The sequence below is a fragment of the Streptomyces sp. NPDC058291 genome (assembly GCF_042880855.1).
Classification (GTDB): Bacteria; Actinomycetota; Actinomycetes; order Streptomycetales; family Streptomycetaceae; genus Streptomyces.
The window spans coordinates 1764-20328 of sequence record NZ_JBHVYK010000029.1 but is presented as its reverse complement, the minus strand read 5'-3'; the positions used below and the strand labels follow the sequence as shown (position 1 = coordinate 20328).

The window sequence follows — 18565 nt, the reverse complement described above, 5'->3', positions numbered from 1 at the left end:
CGGGTGAGGCAGAATCGGCGGCGATGAGCACCTACGGCAACTTCAGCGCCCCCATCGGCTCCCGCCGCGCCCCCGCACTCCGCACGGTGGGCACGAGGGAGCGCCGTTCGCACCTCACCGCGCCCCGTGTGCCGACCGTCGGCATCGACATCGGCGGCACGAAGGTGATGGCGGGCGTGGTCGACGCCGACGGCAACATCCTGGAGAAGATCCGCACGGAGACCCCGGACAAGTCCAAGAGCCCGAAGGTCGTCGAGGACACCATCGCCGAACTCGTCCTGGACCTGTCCGACCGGCACGACGTGCACGCCGTGGGCATCGGCGCGGCCGGCTGGGTCGACGCCGACCGCAACCGCGTCCTGTTCGCGCCCCACCTGTCCTGGCGCAACGAGCCGCTGCGCGACCGGCTCTCCGGCCGGCTGTCGGTGCCCGTCCTGGTGGACAACGACGCCAACACCGCCGCCTGGGCGGAATGGCGCTTCGGCGCCGGCCGCGGCGAGGACCACCTCGTCATGATCACGCTCGGCACCGGCATCGGCGGCGCCATCCTGGAGGACGGCCAGGTCAAGCGCGGCAAGTACGGTGTCGCCGGCGAGTTCGGCCATATGCAGGTCGTGCCCGGCGGCCACCGCTGCCCGTGCGGCAACCGCGGCTGCTGGGAGCAGTACAGCTCCGGCAACGCGCTGGTCAGGGAGGCCCGCGAACTGGCCGCCGCCGACTCCCCGGTGGCGTACGGCATCATCGAGCACGTCAAGGGCAACATCGGGGACATCACCGGCCCGATGATCACCGAGCTGGCCCGTGAGGGCGACGCCATGTGCATCGAGCTGCTGCAGGACATCGGACAGTGGCTCGGCGTCGGCATCGCCAACCTGGCCGCCGCCCTCGACCCGTCCTGCTTCGTGATCGGCGGCGGCGTCTCGGCCGCCGACGACCTGCTGATCAGCCCCGCGCGCGACGCCTTCAAGCGCCAGCTCACCGGCCGCGGCTACCGCCCCGAGGCCCGGATCGTGCGCGCACAGCTCGGACCCGAGGCCGGCATGGTCGGGGCCGCCGACCTGGCCCGGCTGGTCGCCCGCCGGTTCCGGCGCGCCAAGCGCCGCCGCGTGGAGCGCTTCGAGCGCTTCGAACGGTTCACGGAGGCGGCCCGCCGTACCCAGGACACCGCCTGACCGCCCTGCCGCCCCGCCCCGGCGCCGGCCTGACCGCCGCACCGCCCCGCACCACCTCGGACGTCGCATGACACCCTCGCTGCCCCGCCAGGCCGCGTCCCCGGACGAGCCCACCCGCCCACCGGAGGACCGACGGCACGTGATCCGCCGCAGGGCGCTCACCCTGCTGATCATCGTGCTGCTCATCGGCGTCCCCGCCGGCTACCTGGTGATCTCCGCCAACCAGAGCCGCGACAGCGGCAAGGACAAGGAGGCCAAGTACTCGGCGACCGGCCTCACCGAGGGCTGGCCGTCGAACGTCCAGCGCCGGCTGTACCAGGTGCCGATCCCGCACCCGTCGAACCAGGTCGCCTACTACGAGACGAACAACTGGAAGACCAGCCGTCTCTACGTGCAGTTCCAGACCACCCACCTCGGTCTGGACCAGTTCCTCAAGGACATCGGCCTGAGCCGGGCCGACCTGAAGAAGGGCGACATCGCCATCAGCGCCCGCGACCAGCAGATCATCGGCTGGAAGTTCGCCGGCCCCGGCTCCCGCCCCGGCGACTACTTCGGCCTCGTCCTGCAGCAGAGGAACCCCGACCCGACGCTGGACGTGGTGGTGAACACGGGCAACGCCACCTACCCCTTCGTGTACGTGGTCTCGCGCACCGTCCCCTGACCGGACGCCACCGGTCCGCCCGCGCTCCCCGGGAACGACTCCCGCACCGGCCCCCCGACCGGTCCGGCCGGGCTCGTGTCCGATCGGCTGCGGCCGGCCGCCGGGGCCGATTGTCAGAGGCCGCCCGTAGAGTCGAAGACGACTGATCCGGCACACCGGCGGGAGGTGGACACCAGGCATGAGCGCCCTGCTCGACGGCACGGCTCCGGCGGAGCCCGGCTCCGCCTGCGTGCGGCTCGCCGCCGTCTTCCTGCCCGCGCCGCTGCCGCGCGAGGGCCGCGTCGCGTTCTGGGACCCGGCGGACGGCGCGCTGCCCGACACCGCGGACGCGGAGCGCACGGAACTCACCGTCGTCCGCCGCCACGGCTCCTCGATCCGCCGTCACCTGACGTCCGCCCTGTCCCTGCCCCTCGACACGGCCCTCCCGCTGCTCGTGCGCGCCCGCCACGACCCCGCCGCCCACCCGGCGACCGCCTGCTGGGGCGCGGCCGCGCTGCACGCGCTGCGGCTCACCGCGCGCGGCCGTCTGCTGCCCGGCCTGACGCCCGCCGGACACGACGCCTGGAGGTCCGGCCCGCTCGACCCGGAGGACGTCGCCCACCTGCGCGCGGTCGCCGCCGCGCTCCCGGCCGAAGGCCACGCCGTGCCGCTCCCCGGCGCCGGCGCCCTGCGGCTGCCGCAGCCCGAGGCCCTGATGCGGTCCTTCCTGGACGCCGTCGCGGACACCCTGCCCCGCACCCCCGCCGCACCCCACGCCTGCGGCAGGCCGTTCGCCGACCGACGGCCCCAGCGCCTGCCGGGCGCACACGACTGGGCCGCCGAGGTCGCCGCCGGCATGGACGCCGGCGTGCGGATCTCGCTGCGCCTCGACCTGTCCGCGTACGACGTGTTCGACGTCGTCGACGACAGCGGGCGCACGCGCGGCGCGGGCGCCGCGATCGTCCAGGTCCACAGCCTCGCCGACCCCACTCTGGTGACCGACGCGGCGGCCCTGTGGGCGGGCGCGGCCGACGCGGCCTTCGGCGCGCGCGCCCGGGTAGACGCGGCCCTCGCCGTCCGGCGCGCGGCCCGCGTCTGGCCGCCGCTCGCCCGGCTCGCCGACCAGGACGCGCCGGACGTCCTCGCCCTGTCCGAGGACGAACTGGGCGATCTGCTCGGGCCGGCGGCCACCCGGCTCGCCGCGGCCGGGGTCGCCGTGCACTGGCCGAGGGACCTGGCGCAGGACCTCAGCGCGGCCGCCGTGGTGCGGCCCGCGCCCGGCTCGTCGACCGACGGCACCGGCTTCTTCGAGAGCGAGGACCTGCTCCAGTTCCGCTGGCAGCTGGCGCTCGGCGGCGATCCGCTCAGCGAGGCCGAGATGGACACCCTGGCGGAGGCCCACCGCCCGGTCGTCCGGCTCCGCGACCAGTGGGTCCTGGTGGATCCGGCGCTGGTGCGCAAGGCCCGCAAGCGCGAACTGGGCCTGCTGGACCCGGTGGACGCCCTGTCCGTCGCCCTCACCGGCACCGCCGAGGTCGACGGCGAGAGCGTCGAGGCCGTCCCGGTCGGCGCCCTGGCGGCCCTGCGCGACCGCCTCACCACCGGGGTGCGCCCGGCCGAACCGCCCGCCGGGCTGCACGCCACCCTCCGCGACTACCAACTGCGCGGCCTGGCCTGGCTCGACCTCATGACCTCCCTCGGCCTCGGCGGCTGCCTCGCCGACGACATGGGCCTCGGCAAGACGATCACCGTCATCGCCCTGCATCTGAAGGGGGCCCGTGCCGAGCCGACCCTGGTGGTGTGCCCGGCCTCCCTGCTGGGCAACTGGCAGCGCGAGATCAACCGCTTCGCGCCCGGCGTCCCCGTCCGCCGCTTCCACGGACCCGACCGCAGCCTGGCGGACCTGTCGGGCGGCTTCGTGCTCACCACGTACGGCACGATGCGCTCGGCGGCCCCGGCCCTGGCCGGCCGGCCCTGGGGCATGGTCGTCGCGGACGAGGCCCAGCACGTCAAGAACCCCTTCTCGGCCACCGCGAAGGCGCTGCGCACCATCGCGACGCCCGCGCGCGTGGCCCTGACCGGGACCCCGGTGGAGAACAACCTCTCCGAACTGTGGGCCCTGCTCGACTGGACGACGCCGGGACTCCTCGGCCCCCTGAAGTCCTTCCGCGCCCGGCACGCCCGAGCGGTCGAGAACGGCGAGGACGACCAGGCCGTGGAGCGCCTGGCCCGGCTGGTGCGCCCGTTCCTGCTGCGCCGCAAGAAGTCCGACCCCGGCATCGTGCCCGAACTGCCGCCCAAGACCGAGACGGACCACCCGGTGCCGCTCACCCGCGAACAGGCGGCGCTGTACGAGGCGGTCGTGCGCGAGTCCCTGCTGGCGATCGAGACGGCGGACGGCATCGCCCGGCGCGGCCTGGTGCTGAAGCTCCTGGGCGCACTGAAGCAGATCTGCGACCACCCCGCGCTCTACCTCAAGGAGGCCGACGCCCCGGTCGGCGACGCGCTGGCGGCCCGCTCCGGCAAACTCGCCCTGCTGGACGAACTGCTGGACACCCTCCTCGCGGAGGACGGCTCGGCACTCGTCTTCACGCAGTACGTCGGCATGGCCCGTCTGATCACCGCTCACCTCGCCGCCCGGGCGGTCCCGGTCGACCTGCTGCACGGCGGCACCCCGGTACCGGAACGGGAACGGATGGTGGACCGCTTCCAGGCCGGCGCGACCCCGGTCCTCGTCCTCTCCCTGAAAGCCGCCGGCACCGGCCTCAACCTCACCCGCGCGGGCCATGTCGTGCACTTCGACCGCTGGTGGAACCCCGCGGTGGAGGAACAGGCCACGGACCGCGCCTACCGCATCGGCCAGACCCAGCCGGTCCAGGTCCACCGCCTGATCACCGAGGGCACGGTCGAGGACCGCATCGCCGAGATGCTGCAGGCCAAGCGCGCACTGGCCGACGCGATCCTCGGCTCCGGCGAGTCGGCCCTCACCGAGCTCACGGACCGTGAACTGTCCGACCTGGTCAGGCTGCGGGGGGAGGCGTGATGACGGAACGGGAGGGCGAGCGACGCGATACCGAGACCGAAACGGGGACGGAAGAGGGCGACGAGACCGTCACGGGCGGAGAACTCGTGGGCGGGGCCGACACGGGCGGAGTGCGCGACGAGCACGGGTCCAGCCCGGCCGACGAGGTACGCCGGGCACTGAGGGAGGCCCGGGAACGCCGACAGGATCCACCGCCGAGCCGACCGGTGAAGCGGGACCAGACACAGGAGCGGACACAGGACCAGACACAGGAGCGGACGCTGAAGCGGCAGTCGCCGTGGACGTCGCCGACGGGGGAAGGGAATTCCGAGCCGTCGCAGGTCCGGCAGCCGGACGACGCTGCCCACCAGACGGCACAGGGGCCGTCGTCGGCGACTGCGGGGGCGCGCACCGACCAGCCGTCGGAAGGCGCCGCACCCAGGCCGGCCGACGCGGCCCGCGCGGCCCTGCGGCGCACGCCGAACCCCGCTCCCGCACCGGCCGCGTCTCCCTCGGTGCCGCCCACGCCCTCCGCCGAGGAGGCTCCCCGGGCCGCCGACGCCCGCGGCTCGGCCCCCGCCGCGCCGGAGGTCACCGCACCGGCGCCGGACAGCCCGCCCACGCCGTCTGTTGCGCACGACCCGGCCGGGCCGCGTCCCGGGGACGTCGCCCGTGAGGCTCTGCGCGCGGCCCGGGCGCAGGCGCGGCGGAGTTCGGCGGAGACGGGTGAGCGAGCCGACCGCGAGGCCGAGCGCAAGGGCCCGCGAAGCCGTCCCCGTCCCCGTCCTGGCGCCGAACCCCGACTGCCGGGGGACCGACTCCCGGGGCGTACCGCCGATCCGGTCGCCGGCGAACGCGCGCGCGCGGTGAGGGACATGCTCGCGGGCGCGTTCCGCATGCCGTCCGACGGGGCGGCCGGTCACGAGACCGGGACCGAGACCGGCGGCGGGACCGACGGCCGGGCGGATACCGGGACCGTGACCGGCGGCGGGACCGACGGCCGGACGGATACCGGGACCGAGACCGGCGGCGGGACCGACGGCCGGACGGATACCGGGACCAGGAGCAGGACCGGGACCGACACCACTGATGGACCCCCCTCGACGTCGACGGAGGCCTCGCCGCCGGCCACCGACCTGTACACCGCCTCCCGGGTGCCCGGACCGCCCGGACCGCCCGAACCGACCGCGCCGTTGCCGGCGACGGACGCGAAAACGCGCCCTCAGACCGCGGATCCGCGTGCGGACGATCTCGCGCCCGCGCCCGCGCCCGCACCAGTGCCCGTGTCTGCTGCCGCTGCCGCTGCCGCTGCCGCGTCCACGTCCGCTCCCGACACCGAGCCGTCCGCGGCTTCGCCCGCCGCCGGGGCAGGCGCGCCGGTCCGCGCCGCCGAGCCGCCGCGTGCGCCCCGCTCCATGGCCGCCCCCTCCCGGGACGGCGACCACCGCCGCACCTTCCCCCCGTTCCCGCCCCGCGCCGGCGGCTCCTTCGCCGAGACCTGGTGGGGGAACGCCTGGGTCACCGCGCTCGAAGAGGGCGCCCTGGACGTCAAGCGGCTGGTTCGCGGGCGCGGTTACGCCGAGCAGGGAAACGTGGACGCGATCACGGTCACCCCCGGACTGGTGCTGGCGTACGTGCAGGGCAGCCGCCCCCGGCCCTACCGGGTGCAGGTCCGGCTGCGCACCCTGGGCGGCGAGGACTGGGATCGCTTCCTGGACGCCGCCGTCGAGCGCCCCGGCCACATCGCTGCGCTGCTCGACAAGGAGATGCCCGAGTCCCTCGCCGACTGCGGGGTGCCGCTGCTGCCCGGTCCCGGCGACCTGGAACCGCAGTGCAGCTGCCCCGACCGCGGCCACCCCTGCAAGCACGCGGCCGCCCTCTGCTACCAGACCGCGCGGCTCCTCGACGCGGACCCCTTCGTGCTGCTCCTGCTGCGCGGCCGGGGCGAGCGGGAGGTGCTCGACGCGCTGTCCCGCCGCAACGCCGTCCGCGCGGCCCGCGCCGCCCAGGAACAGGAGCAGCGACCGGAGCCGCTGACGGGCGTCCGGGCCGCCGAAGCCCTCGCCGAGCGTCGGCTGCCCCCGCTCCCCGCCCCGCTGCCGCCGCCCGCGCATCCCGAGCAGCCCCCAACCTACCCGTCCGCCCCGAACGGCCCCGACTCCTTCGCGCTGGACCACCTCGCGACGGACGCGGCGGCCCGTGCGCACGCCCTGCTGACCACCGGCCGTGACGAGATCGGCGCACTGACCCTCTGGCAGGACGCCGTACGCCTCGCCGCTTCCCGCCCCGGTTCCGGGCTCACCGCCGCCACCCGCGCCCTGTACGCCTCGCTCGCCTCCGCCGCCGGCCGCACCCCCTCCGAGCTGGCGCGCGCGGTGGCCGCCTGGCGGCAGGGCGGGCCGGACGGACTGACCGTCCTTCAGGAGTCCTGGGATCCGCCGGCCGGCCGCTTCGACCGGGCCCGTCCGCTGCTCCTCGCCGCCGATCTCCCCGCCTTCCGTCCGCGCCGCAACCACCTCACTCACCCACGCGGTCATGTGCAGCTCCGCTACGGGCAGGACGGGCTGTGGTACGCGTACGAGTCGGAACCGGGCCGGGACGACTGGTGGCCGCGCGGCACCCCCGACTACGACCCGGTGGGCGCGCTCACGGGCCTGGGCGGCTCGGACGATCTCTGATCCCCGCCGCACACCGCTCGCTGTGTGCGGCGCGCGGCCCATCCCGTGCCGCACACAGCACACAGCACCCAGCACGGCACCCGGGTCTCACCCGTCCGTCGAATGGCCGAAAGGCGCGTGTGCCCCCACCGGAGACCAGGGGTGGGGGGAGTGTCGTCCTCCTGGCCGCCTCCGAGGAACCGGGGCCCGTCAAGCGAGGGCGGCGAGGAGATCACCGTGCTCGACCGCGCCCGCCGCATCGTCGACCTCGTCGGCTCCGTCACGCGCATCCGGTTCGTCGAGCGCCCGGTCGACGACCCCACGCGTCCCCGGCCCGACACCCGGCTCGCGCGAGAGCGGCTCGGCCGGCGGCCGCGCGTCGGGTGGGACGAGGGCCTGGAACGGACGATCCACTGGTTCACCCGTTCGGCGGCAGCCTGAACCGACGCGTCGTGCTCCCGGCCGGCAGCGCGGAAACGACGCCCCGGCCCGGTCCGGCGCACCGCATCCGGCCGCCCGCGCGACGGAGCCGCCATGACGCCGCAGGCGTGCCGGAGGGGGTCGCCGGGCGGCGCCAGCGGTTGCCCGGGGGCCGGCTGTCTCCAAGTGTGTGAGGCAGCGGCACCCCAGGCACCCGCAGCTCGGGCGGCACCTCATCCTCAGGGAAGGAGCTCCATCCCATGCGCATCCTCGGCGTCAACGCCCTCTTCCACGACCCGGCCGCCGCCCTGGTCATCGACGGCCACACCGTCGCGGCCGCCGAGGAGGAGCGGTTCAGCCGACGAAAACACGGCAAACGGCCCGTGCCGTTCTCCGCCTGGGAACTGCCCGAGCTCTCCGCCCGCTGGTGTCTGGACCACGCGGGCGTGCGGCCGGAGGAGCTCGACGCGGTCGCCTACTCGTTCGATCCCGGGCTCGCCCGGCCCGCCCGCGACATGGGACTGGACGACCCCTGGGACCCCCTGCGGCTGGACTACGCGCGCCGCGCCCCCGAGTTCCTTGCCGAGGCCCTGCCCGGCCTCGACCCCGGCCGGGTGGTCTTCGTCCCCCACCACGTCGCGCACGCCGCCTCCGCCGGGCTCGCCTCGCCCCATCCCGACAGCGCGGTCCTCGTCCTCGACGGGCGCGGCGAGGCCGCCTCCCACCTGGCCGGCCGCTATCGCGACGGCAAGCTCGACGCCCTGGCCGCGCAGGCGCTGCCCGACTCCCTGGGCCTGCTCTACGAGGAGCTCACCGAGCACCTGGGCTTCCTGCGCAGCAGCGACGAGTACAAGGTGATGGCGCTGGCCTCCTACGGCAAGCCCCGCTTCCTGCCCCAGCTGCGGCAGCACGTCCACCCGACCGGCGACGGCGGCTTCCGCGCCCACGGCGTCGACTGGGCCGCCCTGTGCCCGCCCCGCCCGAAGGGCGAGGAGTGGACGCGCGAGCACGCCGACGTCGCCGCCAGCACCCAGGCGGTCCTCGAGGAGCTGCTGCTCGAACTGGTCCACTGGCTGCACGGCGAGGCCGGGGGCGAGGCCTTGACGATGGCCGGGGGCGTCGCCCTCAACTGCGTCGCGAACTCCAGGATCGCCGAGCGCGGCCCGTACCGGCACGTGTGGGTGCAGCCCGCGGCCGGTGACGCCGGCACCGCGCTGGGCGGAGCCCTTCACCTCGCGGAGAACCCGCGGGCGATGCCCGGCGCCGACCTCGGCCGCGGCTGGAGCGACGAGGAGCTGCGCGCCTGGCTCGACCAGGCCGCGATCCCCTACGACGAGCCCGACGACATCGCGGAGACGGTCGCCGAGGAACTGGCCCGGGACGGGATCGTCGCCTGGTTCCAGGGCCGCAGCGAGTACGGGCCGCGCGCCCTCGGACACCGCTCCCTGCTGGCCCACCCCGGCCGGGCGGAGAACCTGGAGCGGCTCAACCACGTCAAGGGCCGCGAGGAGTTCCGGCCCGTCGCGCCCATGGTCCTCGCCGACCGGGCCCACGAGCTGTTCACCGGACCGCTGCCGAGCCCGTACATGCTGTTCGTGCACGACGTGGCGGCGCAGTGGCGGGACCGCATCCCGGCCGTCGTGCACGTCGACGGGACCGCCCGCATCCAGACCGTCGACGAGCGGGAGGAGCCGCTGGTGGCGCGCATGCTGCGCGGCTTCGAGCGGCGCACCGGACTGCCCGTGGTCGTCAACACCAGCCTGAACACCGCCGGCCGGCCCATGGTGGACGACCCGCGCGACGCCCTGGAGTGCTTCGGCTCCGCGCCCGTGGACCTGCTGGCGATCGGGCCGTACGCGGTGCGCCGGGGGAGGGCGTTCGCATGACCGGCACGGACCCGGCCTACGCCGTCGTGATCCCCACGCTCGTCCGCGACACCCTCACGGACTGCCTGGCCGCGCTCGCCGCCGCGACCGGGCCGAGGCCGCAGGAGATCGTCCTCGTGGACGACCGCCCCGGCTCCGGCCCCGGTTCGCTGGAGCGCCCGCTGAGCGTCCTCGGCGACCTGCGCGAGCGCACGACGGTCCTGCGGAGCGGGGGACGCGGCCCGGCGGCCGCCCGCAACACCGGCTGGCGCGCGGTCGCCGCGCCCTGGGCGGCCTTCCTCGACGACGACGTCCAGGTCGGCCCGCACTGGTGTGAGCAACTGGCGACGGATCTGGCCGACGCGTCCCCCGACACCGCCGGCGTGCAGGGCGTCATCGAGGTCCCGCTGCCCGCCGGACGCCGCCCCACCGACTGGGAGCGGGGGACCGCCTCTCTCGCGCGGGCCCGGTGGATCACGGCCGACATGGCCTACCGCACGGAGGCGCTGAAGCAGGTCGCCGGCTTCGACGAACGCTTCCCCCGGGCCTTCCGCGAGGACGCGGACATCGCGCTGCGGATCCTGGACGCCGGGTGGCGCGTCCGGCAGGGCGGCCGCACCACCCGGCACCCCGTGCGGCCGGCCGGCCGCTGGGCGTCCCTGCGCGCCCAGCGCGGCAACGCCGATGACGCCCTGATGCGGTACCTGCACGGTCCCGAGTGGTGGGAGCGGGCGGCCGCGCCGCGCGGACGCCTGCCCGGCCACGCGGCGATCACCGCGGCCGGCGCAGCCGCGTGCGCCCTCGCGCTCGCCGGACGCCGCCGGGCCGCGGCCGCCGCGGCGTTCGGCTGGGCGGCCGGGACCGCGGAGTTCGCGTGGGCGCGCATCGCCCCGGGACCGCGCACCCGGGACGAGGTGACGGCCATGCTCGTGACCAGCGCGCTGATCCCGCCCGCGGCGACCTGGCACCGGCTGAGCGGGCTGCGGCGTCACCGCGGCGTCCCCGCCTGGCGGCAGGTGGCGTCATGAGGCCCGTCACAGCCGTCCTGTTCGACCGCGACGGCACCCTCGTCCACGACGTCCCCTACAACGGCGACCCCGACCTGGTCCGCCCCGTGGACGGCGCCCGCGAGGCACTCGGCCTGCTGCGCTCGCGCGCGATCCGCACCGCGGTCGTCAGCAACCAGTCCGGCATCGCGCGCGGGCTGCTCACCGTCGCCGACGTGCGCCGCGTCAACCGGCGTGTCGACGAGCTCCTCGGACCGTTCGACGTGTGGGCGGTGTGCCCGCACGGGCCCGACGACGGCTGTCACTGCCGCAAGCCCGAGCCCGGCCTCGTCCTGTGGGCGGCCGGCCGGCTGTGCGCCGATCCCGCCGACTGCGTCGTCATCGGCGACATCGGCGCGGACGTCGAGGCGGCGAGCCGGGCGGGCGCGCACGGCATCCTCGTGCCCACCCCGCAGACGCGGCCGCACGAGACGGCGGGCGCGGACCACGTGGCGCCGGACCTGCTGACCGCCGTGCGCGCGGTGCTGACCGGGCCGCCGCGCGGCGCCGTCCTGGCCGACGAACGGCCCCTCAAGGACGCCTACGGCACCGGCGGGGGGCCGCGGTGAAAGCCCTCGTCGCCCGCCTCGACAGCTTCGGTGACGTGCTCCTCGCCGGCCCCGCCGTCCGTGCCGTCGCCGCCCGCGCCGACACCGTGACCCTGCTGGTCGGACCCCGCGGCGCGGCCGCCGCCCGTCTGCTGCCCGGCGTGGACGACGTCCTGGTCTGGGACGCGCCCTGGGTGGGCCTCGACCCGCCGCCCGTCGGCCGCGGCGAGGTCGAGCTGCTCGTCGACACGATCGACGCCGACATCGCCGTCATCCTGACCTCCTTCCACCAGTCCCCGCTGCCCACCGCGCTGCTGCTGCGCCTGGCCGGGGTGGGGCGCATCGCCGCGGACAGCGAGGACTACCCCGGCTCCCTCCTCGACGTGCGTCACCACCGCGCGCCGCACGCGCACGAGGCGCAGGCCGCGCTCGACCTCGCGGAGGCCGCGGGATTCCCCCGGCCCGACGACGGGCGGCTGCGGGTGCTGCCCCCGCCCGCCGCCACCGCGCTGACCGGCCCCGGACCGTACGTCGTGCTGCACCCGGGCGCGAGCGTCCCCGCCCGCGCCTGGAGCCGCGAGCGCAGCGCCGAGGCCGTGCGCGAACTGGCGGAGGCCGGACACCGGGTGGTGGTGACCGGCGGCCCCGACGAACGGGATCTGACCGCGTACGTCGCCGGCGGCCACGGCCTCGACCTCGGGGGCCGCACCGGCCCCGAGGAACTGGCCGGCGTGCTGGCCGGCGCCGACGCCGTCGTCACCGGCAACACCGGCCCCGCGCACCTCGCCGCCGCCGTCGGCGCCCCGGTCGTCTCCCTCTTCGCGCCGGTCGTGCCGGCCGAGCGCTGGCGGCCCTACGGCGTGCCGTACGTGCTGCTCGGCGACCAGCTGGCGCCCTGCGCGGACAGCAGGGCCCGCGCGTGCCCCGTGCCCGGCCACCCCTGCCTCGAATCGGTGACCGGCCACGACGTCGTGGCCGCGGTGGAGAAGCTGAGGGGACAGACATGAGGATCCTGCTCTGGCACGTGCACGGGTCGTGGACCACGGCCTTCGTGCAGGGGCCGCACACCTACGTCGTCCCGGTCACGCCGGACCGCGGACCCGACGGCCTGGGCCGGGCACGCACCTTCGACTGGCCCGACTCCGTCGTCGAGATCCCGTCGGAGCGGCTGCGGGAGCAGGACGTCGACCTCGTCGTCCTGCAACGCCCCCACGAACTCGCGCTCGTCGACCGGTGGCTGGGCCGCCGGCCGCCGCTGGTGTACCTGGAGCACAACGCCCCCGACGGCGACGTGCCCCGCACCCGCCACCCGGCCGCCGACGTCCCCGGGGTCACCCTCGTCCACGTCACCCACTTCAACCGGCTGATGTGGGACGCCGGCCCCGCCCCGACGACCGTCGTCGAGCACGGCGTCGTCGACCCCGGCCGGCTGTGGACCGGCGAGCTGCCCCGGGCCGCCGTCGTCGTCAACGAGCCGGTCCGGCGCGGCCGCACGGTGGGCGCCGACCTGCTGCCCGTGTTCGCGCGGGCCGCCCCGCTGGACGTCTTCGGCATGAAGACCGAAGGCCTCGCCGACCACCTCGGCATCCCCGCCGACCGCTGCCGCTCCCATGAACTCGTCCAGCGCGAGTTGCACACGGCGATGGCCCGGCGCCGCCTCTACCTCCACCCCGTCCGCTGGACCTCCCTGGGGCTGTCCCTGCTGGAGGCGATGCACCTCGGCATGCCGGTGGTGGCCCTCGCCACCACCGAGGCCACGGAGGCGGTGCCACCGGGCGCCGGAGTGGTCTCCAACCGCGTCGACGTGCTGACGCAAGCCGTGCGGGACTTCCTCGCCGACCCGCCGCACGCCCGCGCGGTCGGCGAGGCGGCCCGCGCCGCGGCCCTCGCCCGCTACGGACTGACCCGTTTCCTGGACGACTGGGAGCGGTTGCTGAAGGAGGTGGCCCGATGAGGATCGCCATGGTCTCCGAGCACGCCAGCCCGCTGGCGGCGCTGGGCGGCGTCGACGCCGGTGGTCAGAACGTGTACGTGGCGAGGCTCAGCGAGGAGCTGGCGCGCCGCGGCCACGACGTCACCGTCTACACCCGGCGTGACGGCGCCGCGCTGCCCGACCGCGTGGCCCTGCCCGGCGGCGCCGTCGTGGAGCACGTGCCGGCCGGACCGGCGGAACCGGTTCCCAAGGACGAGCTGTTCCCCCACATGTCCGCCTTCGGCGCGTACCTGGCTCGGGTCTGGGAGAGCGCGCCGCCGGACGCCGTGCACGCCCACTTCTGGATGTCCGGACTGGCCGCCCGGGCCGGGGCCCGGCCGCACGGCGTCCCGGTGGTGCAGACCTTCCACGCCCTGGGCGCCGTCAAGCGGCGCCACCAGGGCCACGAGGACACCAGCCCTCCCGAACGCCTGCGCGTGGAGCGGGAGCTCGGCCGCGGCTGCGCCCGGGTCCTGGCCACCTGCACCGACGAGGTCCTCGAACTGGCCGACATGGGCATCTCGCCCCGACGGGTGTCCGTGGTGCCGTGCGGCGTGGACGTGGACCACTTCCGCCCCCACGCGGCGGCCGCCGGCACTCCGCCGCGCCGGGAGCGGCGCCGCCTGCTGGCCTGCGGGCGGCTCGTCCGGCGCAAGGGCTACGACCAGGCGGTCCGGGCCCTCGCCCTGCTCCCCGACGCGGAACTCCTCGTGGCCGGAGGACCGCCGCCGGAACTGCTGGACGCCGAACCGGAGGCCCGACGGCTGCTGCGGCTGGCCGAGCGGGCCGGCGTCGCCGACCGCGTGCGGCTGCTCGGCGCCGTGGACCCGGCCCGGATGCCCGCGCTGATCGGCAGCGCGGACGCCGTGCTGTGCACCCCCACGTACGAGCCGTTCGGCATCGTGCCGCTGGAGGCGATGGCCTGCGGCGTGCCCGTCGTCGCCACCGACGTCGGCGGCCACCGTGACAGCGTCGCCGACTCGGTGACCGGCCGGCTGGTGCCGGTGGGCGACCCCGGGGCCACGGCCGAGGCGGTCGGCGAGCTGCTCGCCGACGAAGGGCGGCGGCACGCCATGGGCGCGGCCGGCCGCGAACGGGCGCTGGCCCGCTTCACCTGGCAGCGCGTGGCGGACGGCGTCGAAGAGGTCTACCAACGCGTCACGTCACGTGACGAGATCCCGTCGGAGGTGGCGTCATGAGCACCGAGGCATCCCCGGTCACCGGGCACTGCGACGAACTCCTCGACGCCCTCGGGGCGTTCCGGGCGTCGGCCCACATCACCGCACGCTGGGGCGAGGAACTGGCCGCCGTGCTCGGCGGCGGAGGCCGGCTGCTCGCCGCGGGCAACGGCGGCAGCGCGGCACAGGCCCAGCACCTGACCGCCGAACTCGTCGGCCGCTACCGCGACGACCGGCCCGCGTTCTCCGCGATCGCCCTGCACGCCGACACCTCCAGCACCACGGCCATCGCCAACGACTACGGCGTGGACGCGGTGTTCGCCCGCCAGGTGTGCGCCCACGGCCGCCCCGGCGACGTGCTGATGCTGCTGTCCACCAGCGGCGCCAGCGCCAACCTGCTGTCGGCCGCCGACGCGGGGCGCGCCGCCGGGCTGCGGGTGTGGGCGCTGACCGGGCCGGCGCCCAACCCCCTGCTGGCGGGCAGCGACGAGGCCCTGTGCGTGAGCGCCGGCTCCGCCGCGACCGTCCAGGAACTCCATCTGGTGGCGGTGCACATGGTGTGCGCCGCGTTCGACGCCGCCCTGGAACGGAAGGGGAGCTGACGTGTCCCGCAAGGCTCCGCTCGTGGTCGTCGGCGACGCGCTGCTGGACCGCGACCTGACCGGCACCGCCGAACGCCTCGCCCCCGACGCGCCCGTCCCCGTCGTCGCCGACTGCGTCCAGCGGACCCGGCCCGGCGGCGCCGCCCTCACCGCCTGCCTCGCCGCGCGCGACGGCCGCGAGGTCACCCTGATCACCGGCGTCGGCGACGACGGGGAAGCGAGCGAGGAACTGCGCCGGCTTCTCGCGTCCGAGATGCAGGTGATCGCGCTGCCGCTGACCGGAGCGCTGCCGGAGAAGACCCGCGTCCTGGCACAGGACAGCCCGGTGGTGCGCCTGGACCGCGGCACGGGCCGCGTCCGCGAGGCCACGGACCAGGCGCGCCGGGCGATCCGTTCGGCCCCCGCGGTGCTGGTCTCCGACTACGGGCGCGGCGCGGCGGACTCCCTCCGTGACGTCCTCGCCGAGCGGCCGCCGCTGGTCTGGGACCCGCACCCGCGCGGCGGACCGCCCGTGCCGGGCGCCCGGCTGGTCACCCCGGCCCGGTCCGAGGCACGCGCCCTCGCCGGCCTGGAGGGCGACGGGAACGCCCTGCGGGACACCGCGCGGGACGCCGCCGCACTCGTCCGGCGCTGGCGGGTCGCCGCCGTCGCGGTGACCCTGGGGCCGCACGGGGCCCTCCTGTCGTACGGGGACCATCCGCTGCTCGTGCCGGCCGCCACCGCCCACCACGGGGACGCCTGCGGCGCCGGCGACCGCTTCGCCGCCACGGCGGCCGGACTGCTGGCCGACGGAGCCCTGGTCGAGGAGGCCGTCGAGGCGGCCGTGGCCGCGGCGACCGAGTTCGTCGGCGCCGGCGGGGCGGGCGCGGTCGCCCGGGCGGCCACCGGGGTCGACGCCCCCACGGCGGCCCTCGCCGACGCCGTCGATCCCCACGACCTGGCCGCGCGGGTGCGCGCCGCGGGCGGCACGGTCGTCGCCGCGGGCGGCTGCTTCGACCTGTTGCACGCCGGGCACGTCGGACTGCTCCAGGCCGCCCGCCGGCTCGGCGACTGCCTGGTCGTGTGCGTCAACTCCGACGCCTCGGTACGGCGTCGCAAGGGCGACGACCGGCCCGTGAACCCGCTGCCCGACCGCGTCCGCGTGCTCGACGCGCTCGCCTGCGTCGACGCCGTCGCCGTATTCGACGAGGACACCCCCGAACAGCTGCTGGCCCGCCTGCGCCCCGACATCTGGGTGAAGGGCAGCGATTACTCCGGCGCCGACCTGCCCGAGGCGGCGCTGCTCCGGGAATGGGGCGGACAGGCGGTCCTGCTGCCCTACCTCGACGGCCGCTCCTCCACCGCGATCGTGAGCCGGGCCAGGAACCGGGCCCGGGCGGCGAAGGGGACGCGATGAGCACGCGCCCCCGGCTGCTCGTCCTGCGCGCCCTGGGACTCGGCGACCTCCTCGCCGCCGTCCCCGCGCTGCGCGCGCTGCGCCGGGCCTTCCCCCGGCACGAGCTGGTGCTGGCCGCCCCCGAGGAACTCGCCCCGGTGGCCGCGGCGACGGGAGCCGTGGACCGGCTGCTCCCCGCCTCCGCCCCCGGCCGCGCCGTACCGCCCCGCCTCGACTGGACCGGCCCGCCGCCCGACGTCGGCGTCGACCTGCACGGCAACGGCCCGCCCAGCCACCGGCTCGTGCAGTCCCTGCGACCGGGCGGGCTGCTGGCCTTCGCCCACCCCGACATGCCCGAGATCGACGGCCCGCCCTGGTGCGCCGAGGAACACGAACGGGACCGCTGGTGCCGCTTCCTCACGGCGTACGGCATCCCCGCCGACCCGACCGACCTGCGCCTGCCCCGCCCGCCGGACCCGTCCCCGGCCCCCGGCGCGATCGTCGTGCACCCCGGCGCCGGAGCGCCCTCGCGGTGCTGGCCCGTCGAGCGCTATGCGGCCGTGGCCGTCGAGCTGCGCGAGCGGGGCCACCGCGTCGTGGTCACCGGGGGAGCGGACGAGGGCGATCTGGTGGCCCGGCTGGCCAAGGAGGCCCGGCTGCCCGACACCGACGTGTTCGGCGGCGGCCTTCCGTTCGGCCGGCTCTGCGCGCTGGTCGCCGGCGCCCGCACGGTGGTCAGCGGCGACACCGGCATCGCCCACCTCGCCGTCGCCCACGCCACCGCCTCGGTCACCCTCTTCGGCCCCGTGCCGCCCAGTCGCTGGGGCCCGCCCGCACACCCCCGCCACCAGGTGCTCTGGCATCCCGGCCGGGACGGCGATCCGCACGGCCGCCGCACCGACCCGGCCCTGCTGCGCATCCGCACCGAAGACGTCCTGGAAGCCCTCGACCGACTCCCCGACCGGTCATGAACCGAGCCCGCGTCGGTGTCGTCATCGCCACCCGCGACCGCGCGCCCTCCCTCGCGCACACCCTGCGGCGCCTCCACGACCTCCCCGAGCGGCCGCCGGTCGTCGTCGACAACGCAGCGGACCTCGCCGCCGGCCGGTGGCTCACCTACGCCGATCACCTGACGGTCCATCACCATCCGTCGGTCGCCCGGGACGCCACGCTGCGCCGCGGCCACGGCATCCGCAACGCCCTGTGGTTCACCTGACTTCGCCGACCGGTCGGCCCCGCGCTGCGCCGTACCGTGCAGCCGGCCCGGACGGTCCCGCGCGACACGGTGTCCCCGCGGGCCTTCGCCGAGGCCGCCGCCGCGTTGCCGTGGGTGCCGCGCGAACGGCGGGTGCCGCCGCGGGAGACCGAATCCCGCCTACGGCCCGTGGAGGCGCCTCGACGTCGGTCGACCGCCCGCCGGTACACGGGCTGAGGGAGGCCGTCCCCAGGGCCCGCCCCGCCCGGGGAAGGGGCCGGCGACGCCCGTGGACGCCTGCCGCCCCGGTCCAGGACACCGGCCGGCCCGCCGCCGGGTCCGCGTGTCCCCGGCCGGCCGGGTCGCCCGTCACCCCGGGCGGCCGAGGATTCGGCGGGGTCGACCGCGGGTCCCGCGGGTACTCGCAGGGCGGTCGCCGAACCGGCGTCCGGGACGCGGCCGTCCGCGCGCGTCCGCACGAGCAGCGAGGGAGCCGGACCATGGGACGCCGAGGGTCGCCGACACGCGAGGGCCGGGCCGCGCGCCTGCGGGAGATCGCCGCGGACGTGTACGGCTGGGACACCCTGCTGCCGGAGCAGCTCACGGCCATGCAATGGGTGCTGGACGGCGAGGACGCCCTCGTCGTCATGCCGACCGGGTCCGGCAAGTCCGCCGTCTACCAGGTCTGCGGCCTGATGCTGTCCGGACCGGTCGTGGTGGTGTCGCCTTTGCTGGCCCTGCAGCGGGACCAGATAGCCGGCCTGCCGGACGGCGGCCGCGGCCCCCCCCCCGGCCCCCGCAACAACCACCACCGAGGGGCGCACACCGACGCCCCCAGGGACATTAGAATATAAACAAAAACCAACCCCCCAA

At 76.4% G+C, this 18565-nt stretch carries 14 protein-coding genes and 2 pseudogenes; all 16 read left to right on the top strand.

Annotated elements, in window-relative coordinates:
• The first annotated feature begins 23 nt into the window (after positions 1-23).
• Entirely contained in the window at positions 24-1172 is a 1149-nt protein-coding gene (locus ACFVYK_RS17090) for an ROK family glucokinase (protein ID WP_389774264.1), read from the top strand.
• 67 nt (positions 1173-1239) lie between these two features.
• Positions 1240-1833, top strand: coding sequence for a sugar kinase (locus ACFVYK_RS17085; RefSeq protein ID WP_389774261.1), 594 nt, complete (start codon positions 1240-1242; stop codon positions 1831-1833).
• Between the two features lie 178 nt (positions 1834-2011).
• On the top strand, positions 2012-4855 hold the full coding sequence (locus ACFVYK_RS17080) for a DEAD/DEAH box helicase (protein ID WP_389774258.1): 2844 nt from the start codon (positions 2012-2014) through the stop codon (positions 4853-4855).
• A 446-nt stretch (positions 4856-5301) separates the two neighbouring features.
• On the top strand, positions 5302-7512 hold the full coding sequence (locus ACFVYK_RS17075) for an SWIM zinc finger family protein (protein WP_389774400.1): 2211 nt from the start codon (positions 5302-5304) through the stop codon (positions 7510-7512).
• A gap of 216 nt (positions 7513-7728) precedes the next feature.
• The gene (locus tag ACFVYK_RS17070; protein ID WP_389774255.1) at positions 7729-7932 is read left to right on the top strand and encodes a hypothetical protein; all 204 of its coding nucleotides are present in this window, start codon (positions 7729-7731) and stop codon (positions 7930-7932) included.
• 239 nt (positions 7933-8171) lie between these two features.
• Complete coding sequence (locus tag ACFVYK_RS17065; RefSeq protein ID WP_389774252.1) at positions 8172-9797, top strand: carbamoyltransferase; 1626 nt, start codon at positions 8172-8174, stop codon at positions 9795-9797.
• Complete coding sequence (locus ACFVYK_RS17060; protein WP_389774250.1) at positions 9794-10804, top strand: glycosyltransferase family 2 protein; 1011 nt, start codon at positions 9794-9796, stop codon at positions 10802-10804. Before ACFVYK_RS17065 ends, ACFVYK_RS17060 begins: the two co-directional genes overlap by 4 nt.
• On the top strand, positions 10801-11391 hold the full coding sequence (locus ACFVYK_RS17055) for a D-glycero-alpha-D-manno-heptose-1,7-bisphosphate 7-phosphatase (RefSeq protein WP_389774247.1): 591 nt from the start codon (positions 10801-10803) through the stop codon (positions 11389-11391). The genes ACFVYK_RS17060 and ACFVYK_RS17055 overlap by 4 nt, the downstream gene beginning before the upstream one ends.
• Positions 11388-12377 (top strand): glycosyltransferase family 9 protein, encoded by a 990-nt coding sequence (locus tag ACFVYK_RS17050; RefSeq protein ID WP_389774244.1) that lies wholly within the window; start codon positions 11388-11390, stop codon positions 12375-12377. Before ACFVYK_RS17055 ends, ACFVYK_RS17050 begins: the two co-directional genes overlap by 4 nt.
• A complete protein-coding gene (locus ACFVYK_RS17045; protein ID WP_389774242.1) occupies positions 12374-13324 on the top strand; it encodes a glycosyltransferase in 951 nt (316 codons plus the stop codon). The genes ACFVYK_RS17050 and ACFVYK_RS17045 overlap by 4 nt, the downstream gene beginning before the upstream one ends.
• Positions 13321-14541, top strand: coding sequence for a glycosyltransferase (locus ACFVYK_RS17040; RefSeq protein WP_389774239.1), 1221 nt, complete (start codon positions 13321-13323; stop codon positions 14539-14541). Before ACFVYK_RS17045 ends, ACFVYK_RS17040 begins: the two co-directional genes overlap by 4 nt.
• Entirely contained in the window at positions 14538-15122 is a 585-nt protein-coding gene (locus ACFVYK_RS17035) for an SIS domain-containing protein (RefSeq protein WP_389774237.1), read from the top strand. The genes ACFVYK_RS17040 and ACFVYK_RS17035 overlap by 4 nt, the downstream gene beginning before the upstream one ends.
• 1 nt (position 15123) lies before the next feature.
• A complete protein-coding gene (gene rfaE2 / locus ACFVYK_RS17030) occupies positions 15124-16518 on the top strand; it encodes a D-glycero-beta-D-manno-heptose 1-phosphate adenylyltransferase (protein ID WP_389774234.1) in 1395 nt (464 codons plus the stop codon).
• The gene (locus ACFVYK_RS17025) at positions 16515-17468 is read left to right on the top strand and encodes a glycosyltransferase family 9 protein (protein WP_389774232.1); all 954 of its coding nucleotides are present in this window, start codon (positions 16515-16517) and stop codon (positions 17466-17468) included. Before rfaE2 ends, ACFVYK_RS17025 begins: the two co-directional genes overlap by 4 nt.
• A 113-nt stretch (positions 17469-17581) precedes the next feature.
• Positions 17582-17929, top strand: a pseudogene (locus tag ACFVYK_RS17020) (glycosyltransferase family 2 protein); the annotation flags it as partial.
• A 263-nt stretch (positions 17930-18192) separates the two neighbouring features.
• Positions 18193-18460, top strand: a pseudogene (locus ACFVYK_RS17015) (DEAD/DEAH box helicase); the annotation flags it as partial.
• Between the last annotated feature and the right edge of the window lie 105 nt (positions 18461-18565).

Excerpts from the sequence above, each read along its gene's own strand:
- ACFVYK_RS17090 (WP_389774264.1), top strand. The coding sequence starts at position 24 with ATGAGCACCTACGGCAACTTCAGCGCCCCCATCGGCTCCCGCCGCGCC.
- ACFVYK_RS17085 (WP_389774261.1), top strand. The coding sequence starts at position 1,240 with ATGACACCCTCGCTGCCCCGCCAGGCCGCGTCCCCGGACGAGCCCACC.
- ACFVYK_RS17080 (WP_389774258.1), top strand. The coding sequence starts at position 2,012 with ATGAGCGCCCTGCTCGACGGCACGGCTCCGGCGGAGCCCGGCTCCGCC.
- ACFVYK_RS17065 (WP_389774252.1), top strand. The coding sequence starts at position 8,172 with ATGCGCATCCTCGGCGTCAACGCCCTCTTCCACGACCCGGCCGCCGCC.
- ACFVYK_RS17060 (WP_389774250.1), top strand. The coding sequence starts at position 9,794 with ATGACCGGCACGGACCCGGCCTACGCCGTCGTGATCCCCACGCTCGTC.
- ACFVYK_RS17055 (WP_389774247.1), top strand. The coding sequence starts at position 10,801 with ATGAGGCCCGTCACAGCCGTCCTGTTCGACCGCGACGGCACCCTCGTC.
- ACFVYK_RS17045 (WP_389774242.1), top strand. The coding sequence starts at position 12,374 with ATGAGGATCCTGCTCTGGCACGTGCACGGGTCGTGGACCACGGCCTTC.
- ACFVYK_RS17040 (WP_389774239.1), top strand. The coding sequence starts at position 13,321 with ATGAGGATCGCCATGGTCTCCGAGCACGCCAGCCCGCTGGCGGCGCTG.
- ACFVYK_RS17035 (WP_389774237.1), top strand. The coding sequence starts at position 14,538 with ATGAGCACCGAGGCATCCCCGGTCACCGGGCACTGCGACGAACTCCTC.
- ACFVYK_RS17025 (WP_389774232.1), top strand. The coding sequence starts at position 16,515 with ATGAGCACGCGCCCCCGGCTGCTCGTCCTGCGCGCCCTGGGACTCGGC.